The sequence below is a fragment of the Mesorhizobium sp. M7A.F.Ca.CA.002.15.2.1 genome (genome assembly GCF_003998715.1).
Classification (GTDB): domain Bacteria; phylum Pseudomonadota; class Alphaproteobacteria; order Rhizobiales; family Rhizobiaceae; genus Mesorhizobium; species Mesorhizobium ciceri.
Map to the genome: position 1 here is coordinate 1 of NZ_RZPI01000258.1, position 7,051 is coordinate 7,051.

A 7,051-nucleotide genomic window follows, 5' to 3' on the forward strand; every position below is an offset into this window, starting at 1 on the left:
GTCATGCCCATGCCGCGCGCGGCGTCGTTGGCCGCGCGCGGCACGCCAGCGAGACCGACCACGGTGTTGGCCACCACCGGCAGCAGCGAATAAAGGAACAGCGCGACGAAGGCGGGTGCGGTGCCGATGCCGCGAATGCCGAGCGCGGCAGCCCCCGGCACATGCGTGGCCACCCAGCCGAGCGGCGCGATCAGCAGGCCGAACAGCGCGATCGAGGGAATGGTCTGGATGATGTTGAGCACGTTGAGAACCCCGGCGCGCAGACTTTCGACACGATGGCAGAGAATGCCCAGCGGCAGGCCGACGACCACTGCCGCAAGCAGCGACCCTAGCGCCAGCGTTACATGCTTGGAGCCCTCCGCCCAGAAACTGTCGGCGCGGTTGAAATATTCCTTCAGGATCGACAGATTGTCCCAGCTTCCCGAAATCAACAGCAGCCCGATCGCCAAAGCCGAGACCGCAAGCACGCCAACTCGTGCCAATGGCGACAGGTCCAGCCGTGTCAGCACATCGGCGAGCAAAAGCGTGAAGGCAAAGATCAGAATCCAGAAACCGGAGGCTGGCGAAACTCTCGCAAAGGTGTTGCCCTCCGGCGTGAGGAATGTTCCGGCGACGCCGATCAGCAGCGCGAGCGCGGCAAGCGCCACCACGCTGGCGGCAAGGCGCAGCGAAAGCGGTGTCTTGAACAGCGCGATGAGTGCTGCGGCGACGATCATGACGAGCAGCAGCGTCCCGGTGGTTGCCGGCAGCGCCTCGAGAATCGAGCGCGCCTGGCCGGGGACGATGCGGTTGGCACGGAACGTGGCAAAGGGCGCGGCAAAAGCCGCGTAGGCTGATATAGCGGCGATGACCACGCCGAGCTTGTCGAAGCGGATGTTCACGCCCTCCCCCGTCAGTCGATCCGGCGCGCCACGAAAGCGGCGCGCCGGAATCGTCCTACTTCAGGAAGCCGTTCTTCTTCAAAAAGTCCTCGGCGACGCCCTTGACCGGCTCGCCGCCGACCTGCACGCGACCATTCAGCTCCTGCAGCGTGACGAGGTCGAGCTTGGCGAAGACCGGCTTCAGCAGCGTCTCGATCTCGGGATGTTGCTTCAGCACCGCTTCGCGGATGATCGGCGCCGGCTGGTAGACCGGCTGCACGCCCTTGTCGTCGTCGAGCACGACGAGCCCGGACGGTGCGATGCCGCCATCGGTGCCGTAGACCATGGCCGCATTGGCGCCGTTGGTCTGGTTGGCGGCCGCGGCGATGGTTGCCGCGGTGTCGCCGCCTGAGAGAGTGATCAGTTGGTCCGGCTTCAGCGTGAAGCCATAGGTGGTCTGGAAGGCCGGCAGTGCAGCCGCCGAATTGACGAACTCGGCAGAAGCCGCCAGCACCACCTGACCGCCGCCCGCGACATATTTGCCGAAGTCGGTGAGCGTGGCGAGCTTGTTGGTCTCGGCGACTTCCTTGCGCAGCGCAATCGCCCAGGTGTTGTTTGCGGGCGACGGCGACAGCCAGACGATCTTGTTGGCGTCGTAGTCGAGCTTCTTGGCCGTTTCATAGGCCTTGGCGGCATCCTTCCAGACCGGGTCGTCGGCCTTCTCGAAGAAGAAGGCGGCGTTGCCGGTGTATTCGGGATAGATGTCGATCTCGCCAGCGGTGATCGCCTTGCGCACCACCGGCGTGCCGCCGAGCTGGATGCGGTCCGATGTCTTGATGTTGTTGGCGTTGAGGACGAGCTGGATGATGTTGCCGAGCACGCCGCCCTCGGTGTCGATCTTCGAAGAGACAACCACCTGGGCATTGGCGGAAGCCACCGTGATGCCGAGCGCCAATGCCGCGCCGGCCAGAAACTTGACTGAAAACATTGTGGAACCCCTAGCTATGAACCGAAACGCGATGACCGCATATGAGCATGGCTTCAACGGCCAGTCGGGGCACACGGTTTCATAACAAGGGGGATCAGCGCAATATTTTTGTTCGGAAGGCCGATTTTGAGGCGACGCTGGCGATCTGCTGCCATCTGGCGGATAATGCCATAGGGTGCGGGTGGCAAACACGGAGAGCGTGTCATGGCCATACACAAAGTCGGCTACCTCATCGGAAGTCTTGCCCGGGAATCCATCAACCGCAAGCTCGCGAAGGCGCTCGTTCAACTGGCTCCTCCGGAACTTGAAATGACGGAAATCGCCTTCAGGGATCTGCCTCTTTACAGCTACGATTATGATGCGGATTTCCCGCCGGTCGCCCGGGATTTCAAAAAGGCGATCGCGTCCGTTCAGGCCGTCCTGTTCGTTACCCCGGAGTACAACCGCTCGATCCCTGGCGGATTAAAGAACGCGATCGACTGGGCGAGCCGCCCCTATGGAAAGAATTCATTCGCGCGCAAACCGTCCGCCGTCATCGGAACATCGCCGGGCGCCATCGCAACCGCTGTCGCCCAACAAAGCCTGCGCAGCGTTCTGAGCTTCTGCAACTCACCCCAGATGAATGCGCCGGAAGCCTATATCCAGTTCACGCCGGGACTGATAACGGACGACGGCGAAGTGACGGTCGAATCCACCGAGGACTTCCTGCGCAACTACATGGCTGAGTTCCATATGTTCATAGCGAGGGTGCTTCAGGTGTTGCCGCCGGACGCATAGGTTTGGCGTCAAGCCGGGCGCGCGCTCGTCACCTTCAGCGCGCCCAGCGCCACGAAGCACAGGACGGTGACCGGAAAGACTATCCAGTTCAGCATCTCCCAGCCCCAGGCGTTGTAGACCATGCCCGACATCAGTGAGGCGCAGGCGACGGAGCCGAACAGGACGAAGTCGTGGAAGCCTTGCACCTTGCCCTTTTCCGACGGCCGGTAGGTGGAGGCCACCATTGCGGTCGCGCCAATGAAGCCGAAGTTCCAACCAAGGCCCAGCAGGATCAGCGACGTCCAGAACTGCCACAGCGCCAGGCCCGACAGAGCGACAATGGCGCAGCCGATGAGCAGGATCAGGCCGGTGGTCACAATGCGTTCGGCGCCGAAGCGATGGATCAGCGAGCCGGTGAAGAAGCTTGGCGCAAACATCGCCATGACGTGCCAGGAGATGCCGAGCGTCGCGTCGGTCTCCGACAGTCCGCAGCCGACCATGGCCAGCGGTGCGCCCGTCATGACGAAGCTCATCAGCGCGTAGCTGCCGACCGCACAGAAAAGCGCGGCGACGAAACGCGGCTGCGTGACGATTTCAGCCAGTGGTCTGGCGTCGCTGTCGGCGATCTCCACCTTGCCGGATGCTTTCGCCGGCAGCCGCAGGAAGGACAGGATGATGGCGCCGACGGCGGCCAGCGGCAGGATGGACACGAACGAACCGGCAAACATGACCGGCGCCAGCGATTCGCGGGTGAAGATGACAATCTGCGGCCCGAGGATAGCGGTGACGATGCCGCCGGCCAGCACGAAGGAGATGGCGCGCGCCTTGAATTCCGGCGGTGCGTTGTCAGCGGCGGCGAAGCGGAACTGCTGGACGAAGGCGCCGCCGACACCGATCGTGAGCAAGCCAAAGGCAAACAGCCAGAAGCTCCCTTGAAAAAGCGCAAGCGTGGCGATCAGGCCGCCAAGCGCCGTGACGATCGTTCCGGTCATGAAGCCGCCGCGCTGGCCCATTCTGCGGATGATGGCCGCTGCGGGCAGCGCGCCGAGCGCCACGCCGATGTTGAAGCCGGTGATCGGCGCTGTCGCCAATGATTTGTCGGGGCCAAGCAGATATTGCCCGGCCAGCGCGCCCACGGAGATGGCGATGGGGGCCGCCGAGCCGATGATCGCCTGCGATGCGGCCAGGATCAGCGCCGTGCGGCGCGCCTCGCTGCCTGCCTCGACGGCGATTGCCGTCATGATGCGTCCTTGCCGCGCCCCTCGCCACGCACCCGGCGTGACACACGGTCGAGCACGGCATTGACCAGCTTCGGCTCGTCTTCCTCGTAGAAGGCCTTGGCGATGTCGACATATTCGGAGACTATGACGGCGACCGGGACATCCTCGCGCTTCATCAGTTCGTAGACACCGGCGCGCAGGATGGCGCGCAGCGTCGAATCGAGCCGCGACAGCGGCCAGTCCTCGGTCAGCGCCTGGCGGATGATCGGATCGATGGTCTTCTGGTTCTCGACGACACCCGCCAGGATAGCGCGAAACCATTGCGCATCGGCCTCGCGATAGAGCGCGCCGTCGACTTCCTTGCCAAGGCGAAACGCCTCGTACTCGGCGGTGATCTCGAAGACACCGCTGCCGGCGACATCCATCTGATAGAGCGCCTGCACGGCGGCCAGACGGGCAGCGCCGCGCTTGTTGGCGTGGCGCATCGCGGGCTGCCCGGGCGAAGCGGGTTCGCTCACGATCGCGCTCCCAATTGTTCCTTGAGGGCAATCATGGTCAGCGCCGCACGCGCGGCAAAGCCGCCCTTGTCGCCTTCCGAGCGCTTGGCGCGAGTCCAGGCCTGGGCGTCATTCTCGGTGGTGAGGATGCCGTTGCCGATGCAGACCGAGTCCTGCACGCTCAAATCCATGAGCGCGCGGCTGGATTCATTGGCGACAATGTCGAAATGATAGGTGTCGCCGCGGATGACGGTGCCGAGCGCGACAAAGCCATCATAATGTGTGCCGCCTTCCGTCGCGCCGTCCAGTGCAAAGGTGATCACCGCGGGGATCTCCAGCGAACCTGGAACGGTGACGACGTCATAAGTCGCGCCCGCCTCATCGAGCGCGCTTGTCGCGCCATCGAGCAGCGCGTCGGCAAGGTCGTCGTGAAAGCGCGCTTCGACAATGAGCAGATGCGCCTTCGCCTTCGGACGAATGAAGGCTTTGCCGTGTTGGGATGTACCAGCCATAAAAGTCTCCGGGGAGTTGCCGGTGACTTAGGCCGAAGCCGGGTTCATCGCAAGCGGAAGATTGCTGGATGGACTCCTGTCCTATCGATCCTCTCGCGTATGCCACAGGCGCAACACAGAAATTGTCGTGTTCTGTATCTCGTAACGAATTTCGTAGCTGCCTACCAAAATGCGACGCACTTCTCGTGGTTCGAACTCTTCCAGTCTCTCACCGATGCGCGGATATTCGACCAACCGTGCCGGCGCGGCAGTAAGCGACTGCACGGCACGTGCGGCCGCCGGGCCATTTGCTAGCACGAGAAAATCATGTAGCCGGACCAAGTCGGACAAAGCCTTGTTGGTCCATTTCAACTCCATCAACGAGGCACCGGCAGTGGCTTGTCGGTACCAAGACTCTCAGCCCACGCCTGCACGGCCTGGTGATCGATGACCCGTCCTGCGTCGACATCGGCCATTGCTTCAAGCGTGAGCCGTCGGCGCTCCTCCTCCAAATCCACCCACGCGGAAAGAGCTTGTTTGACGATCCAGCCGCGTGGGCGCTCAAGGCGGGCAGCCAGTTGATCTACCTTTTCAGCCAGCGGCAGCGGAACGTGAGCGGTGATTACTTTTGTATCCATCAGAGCCTCACAATCAGATTTAATCATAGCGATTAAAACTGATTAAGTCGAGTGCAGCAGCACTTAAAGCCCCTCTTTCGTCGCCTCGACCAGCCGCGCCGCATAACGCGCCATGGTGTCGATCTCGAGATTAACGCGGTCACCGACCTTGCGCTCACCCCAGGTGGTCACGGTCAGCGAATGGTGGATCAAAAGCACGTCGAAGCGCGCGCCTTCGACCTTGTTGACGGTGAGCGAGGTGCCGTCGAGCGCGACCGATCCCTTGGGCGCAATGAACTTCGCCAGGTCGCGCGGCGCCTCCAGCGTGAAGCGCACGGCATCGCCCTCATCCTTGCGCTCGATGATCTCGGCCATGCCGTCGACATGGCCCGAAACGATGTGGCCGCCGAGTTCGTCGCCGATCTTCAGCGCCCGCTCCAGGTTGACCTTGGTGCCGGATTTCCAGCCCGAGGCCGTGGTCAGCCGCAAGGCTTCCTCCCATGCTTCAACCTCGAACCAGCGTGCATTCGAGGCGCTGTCGGGCAAGGCCGTGACTGTCAGGCAGACGCCGCCGCAGGAGATCGAGGCGCCGATGGCGATGGTCTGCGGGTCATAGGCTGTGTCGATGCGCAGCCCCGCCCCTTCCCTGAGCGGCTTGACGGACGCGACAGTGCCGACATCGGTGACAATTCCGGTAAACATCGGTGTTGATCCCTAGAGGTCTCTTGTCCACTCGGCGTAGCTGTCTTCGCCGAAACGCATGTCGCGCAATTTGCGAAATCCTGCCGGGATATGGTCGGCGTCGATCGGCGATGCAATGCCGTCGTCGCCGATTGCATCCGGTCCCTGGAACAGCACGATGCGGTCGACCAGCCCGTCGGCCAGGAAAGCGCTCGCCACCCTGGCGCCGCCCTCGACCAGCACGCTGGCCATGCCGAGCGCGGCCAGATCCTCGAGTAGTTCCGGCAAGGCTACGCCGCCCTCGTGCGTCTCGGTGCCGATGAAGCGCACGCCGGCGCGTTCGAGTGCTGCCCGCCGCAGCGGATCGGCCTCCAGGCAAGCGGCGATATAGAGCGGTACCCGGTCGACGCCCGAAACCAGCTTCGAGGCCTCCGGCAACCTGAGCTGGCGGTCGAGCACGATGCGGGCAGGCGAACGGTTCTCAAGCCCCGGCAAACGCACCGTCAGGGCCGGATCATCCTCAAGGGCGGTGCCGATACCAACCAGTATGGCGTCCGCCTCAGCCCGCATCAGATACACTTCTCGGCGCGCGATATCGCCGGTGATCGACACCTGCCCGTCACCTTCCCTGCCGATCTTGCCGTCGCTGGAAAGCGCAAGCTTGAGAATCACTTCCGGGCGTTTTCTCAACGATCGAATCAAATAGCCGGCCATCTGCTCGGCAGCTTCCGCCGCCAGCACCTTCTCGACCACCTCGACACCGGCCGCGCGCAGGATCGCATAACCCTTGCCGGACACGCGCGAATCGGGATCGCTGGCGGCACCGACGACCCGCGCAACGCCGGCATTGACCAGCGCATTGGCGCAAGGCGGCGTGCGGCCGTGGTGGGCGCAAGGTTCCAGCGTGACGTAGGCGGTGGCGCCAGCGATCCCGATTCGCG

General features: G+C 63.3%; 10 protein-coding genes. 1 reads left to right on the forward strand and 9 read right to left on the reverse strand.

Annotation, left to right across the window (positions count from 1 at the left end):
• On the reverse strand, positions 1-881 hold an 881-nt coding region (locus ENZ74_RS16065; RefSeq protein WP_164761050.1), incomplete at its 3' end, for an ABC transporter permease.
• A 55-nt stretch (positions 882-936) separates the two neighbouring features.
• Positions 937-1,848, reverse strand: a complete 912-nt coding sequence (locus tag ENZ74_RS16070; RefSeq protein ID WP_013532241.1) for an ABC transporter substrate-binding protein — start codon at positions 1,846-1,848, stop codon at positions 937-939.
• A gap of 204 nt (positions 1,849-2,052) precedes the next feature.
• Here ENZ74_RS16070 and ENZ74_RS16075 point away from each other — a divergent pair, with 204 nt between their 5' ends.
• Positions 2,053-2,625 (forward strand): NADPH-dependent FMN reductase, encoded by a 573-nt coding sequence (locus tag ENZ74_RS16075; RefSeq protein WP_013532242.1) that lies wholly within the window; start codon positions 2,053-2,055, stop codon positions 2,623-2,625.
• Between the two features lie 8 nt (positions 2,626-2,633).
• On the opposite strand, the gene ENZ74_RS16080 is transcribed toward ENZ74_RS16075, so the two are convergent.
• From ENZ74_RS16080 to ribD, 7 genes are all read right to left on the reverse strand, one after another.
• Positions 2,634-3,845: an MFS transporter gene (locus ENZ74_RS16080; protein ID WP_063167767.1), complete on the reverse strand. Its 1,212-nt coding sequence runs from the start codon at positions 3,843-3,845 to the stop codon at positions 2,634-2,636.
• Positions 3,842-4,342: a transcription antitermination factor NusB gene (nusB, locus tag ENZ74_RS16085; RefSeq protein ID WP_013532244.1), complete on the reverse strand. Its 501-nt coding sequence runs from the start codon at positions 4,340-4,342 to the stop codon at positions 3,842-3,844. The genes ENZ74_RS16080 and nusB overlap by 4 nt, the downstream gene beginning before the upstream one ends.
• Complete coding sequence (gene ribH, locus ENZ74_RS16090) at positions 4,339-4,833, reverse strand: 6,7-dimethyl-8-ribityllumazine synthase (protein ID WP_063167766.1); 495 nt, start codon at positions 4,831-4,833, stop codon at positions 4,339-4,341. The genes nusB and ribH overlap by 4 nt, the downstream gene beginning before the upstream one ends.
• A gap of 81 nt (positions 4,834-4,914) precedes the next feature.
• Positions 4,915-5,190: a type II toxin-antitoxin system RelE/ParE family toxin gene (locus tag ENZ74_RS16095; protein WP_013532246.1), complete on the reverse strand. Its 276-nt coding sequence runs from the start codon at positions 5,188-5,190 to the stop codon at positions 4,915-4,917.
• Positions 5,190-5,450: a ribbon-helix-helix domain-containing protein gene (locus ENZ74_RS16100; protein WP_013532247.1), complete on the reverse strand. Its 261-nt coding sequence runs from the start codon at positions 5,448-5,450 to the stop codon at positions 5,190-5,192. The genes ENZ74_RS16095 and ENZ74_RS16100 overlap by 1 nt, the downstream gene beginning before the upstream one ends.
• 63 nt (positions 5,451-5,513) lie before the next feature.
• Complete coding sequence (locus ENZ74_RS16105) at positions 5,514-6,131, reverse strand: riboflavin synthase (RefSeq protein WP_063167765.1); 618 nt, start codon at positions 6,129-6,131, stop codon at positions 5,514-5,516.
• A 12-nt stretch (positions 6,132-6,143) separates the two neighbouring features.
• The coding region (ribD, locus tag ENZ74_RS16110) for a bifunctional diaminohydroxyphosphoribosylaminopyrimidine deaminase/5-amino-6-(5-phosphoribosylamino)uracil reductase RibD (protein WP_127312863.1) at positions 6,144-7,051 on the reverse strand (908 nt) is incomplete at its 5' end.

Bases quoted from the DNA above. Each gene is read 5' to 3' on its own strand.
- ribH (WP_063167766.1), bottom strand. From the start codon at position 4,833: ATGGCTGGTACATCCCAACACGGCAAAGCCTTCATTCGTCCGAAGGCG.
- ENZ74_RS16080 (WP_063167767.1), bottom strand. From the start codon at position 3,845: ATGACGGCAATCGCCGTCGAGGCAGGCAGCGAGGCGCGCCGCACGGCG.
- ENZ74_RS16105 (WP_063167765.1), bottom strand. From the start codon at position 6,131: ATGTTTACCGGAATTGTCACCGATGTCGGCACTGTCGCGTCCGTCAAG.
- ENZ74_RS16075 (WP_013532242.1), top strand. From the start codon at position 2,053: ATGGCCATACACAAAGTCGGCTACCTCATCGGAAGTCTTGCCCGGGAA.
- ENZ74_RS16095 (WP_013532246.1), bottom strand. From the start codon at position 5,190: ATGGAGTTGAAATGGACCAACAAGGCTTTGTCCGACTTGGTCCGGCTA.
- ENZ74_RS16070 (WP_013532241.1), bottom strand. From the start codon at position 1,848: ATGTTTTCAGTCAAGTTTCTGGCCGGCGCGGCATTGGCGCTCGGCATC.
- ENZ74_RS16100 (WP_013532247.1), bottom strand. From the start codon at position 5,450: ATGGATACAAAAGTAATCACCGCTCACGTTCCGCTGCCGCTGGCTGAA.